Annotated in this window: 2 protein-coding genes; both read left to right on the forward strand. The window is 59.4% G+C overall.

The features are described from left to right. The first annotated feature begins 235 nt into the window (after positions 1–235). Positions 236–610, forward strand: coding sequence for a hypothetical protein (locus ABY403_RS16405; protein ID WP_372841880.1), 375 nt, complete (start codon positions 236–238; stop codon positions 608–610). A 39-nt stretch (positions 611–649) separates the two neighbouring features. After that, positions 650–1,521, forward strand: an 872-nt coding sequence (locus ABY403_RS16410; RefSeq protein ID WP_372841881.1) for an ABC transporter substrate-binding protein, incomplete at its 3' end; no start/stop codon positions are given.

The following is a 1,521-nucleotide window of genomic DNA, read 5'->3' on the forward strand; positions in this document are numbered from 1 at the left end:
GCATTCGCCCCCGCCAACTCGAATGCCAAAAGCCCAAGCGCCACCGTGGTCAGGCCGGAGCCGAACACAGAAAGAACCTGCGCGGCCAGCAATTTGCGGTAAACCGGGTGGGAAAGCGCCTCTCGCATGCGACTATACTACGCAGCGACCGGATGCCTTCAAGCCTGTATCTAGTATAAGCTGGACGCGGAACGGGAGATCTGCATCCTGTTCCAACGAACTTTGAGGAGGCTCTTTGGCCCAGCGCCCGTGGATAACGGCCTTACGGCTACTTTTGGCACTTGTTGTGCTAGCGGGCGCGATTCTGCGGCCGCCGGGCACCATGGCCGAGCGGGTCGGCGACACAATCACATATGTCATTTGCGCGGGCGGGGTCATCGACACCATCCGTGTTTCGGCCTCCAACGGGCAGGAGGTGCCGCAAGGCAGCAATGATGCCGGTTGCGACTTTTTCGCGCATCAAGTGGCCGCTGCACCCGTAGTTGCGCCAGTTGTCCTGCCACTGACCAATCAGCATTTCAGCCGCCTTGTGGTGGTGGCCGAAGCCATTTTCATAGCCAGCGCCGCACCGCGCGCGCATGCTCCACGAGGGCCGCCCGCCCTGATCTGACCTCAGCTACACCCTGAAATCAGATCAAAGGAAACCACCATGTTCAGAGCATCTCTGACGGCACGCCTAGCGGCGGCTGCCCTGTTTGCCCTGCCACTTGCTGCGCCTGTGGCCAATGCCGAAACGTCGCTTACTATCGCGGTGATGCGTGATTCAAACTCGGTCGCGGAAAACAACTTCACGCTTACCACCCGCGGGCCTGCGGCGCAGGTTGTAGAAACGGCTGTGCAACCGGACGAAAACTTCCTCCCGCAACCGCTGCTGTTTGATAGCTGGGACTACGCGGACGGCATCTACACGATCACTGTGCACCCCGGCATCCGCTTTTCGGATGGAAGCGCGTTCAACGCAGATACCGCAATCGCGGCGCTGCGCCTGAATGACCTGCGCAAAAGCGACTTTCTAGAGATCGACCCGGAAAGCTTTGTCAAACTTGACGAGATGCGCTTTTCGTTCCGTTCCGAAAAGAACTCGGCACTGGTGATCGAAAACATGACGCACCGTGGGACCTCGCTTTTCGCCGATACCGGCGACCGCGCCGCCAATCTGGTTGGCACCGGACCCTATCTGTTGGAAAGCTATGATCCCAAGGTTTCGATGACCGTGGTGCGCAACCCCGACTATTGGGGCACGCCGCGCAACATCGACCGGATCACCTATCGCTATATGGCCGATGACAACGCCCGCATCTTGGCGTTGCAGAATGGCGAGATAGACATCATCGCCGACGTAACGCCGCAGATGATGCTTTCGATGCCGCAAGACGGTTCGGTCGTGCTGCATGAAAGCCGCCCGATCCGCTATCTGGCGCTTTCGGTTGGTATCAACGCCCCGGCACCTTTTGACATTCTGAAAGACGTCACTTTGCGTCAGGCCGTGGCTTGGGCGATCGACCGCGAAGCCATCGCCGA

Source organism: Phaeovulum sp., from assembly GCF_041596715.1.
In the GTDB taxonomy this organism is placed as follows: Bacteria; Pseudomonadota; Alphaproteobacteria; order Rhodobacterales; family Rhodobacteraceae; genus UBA6213.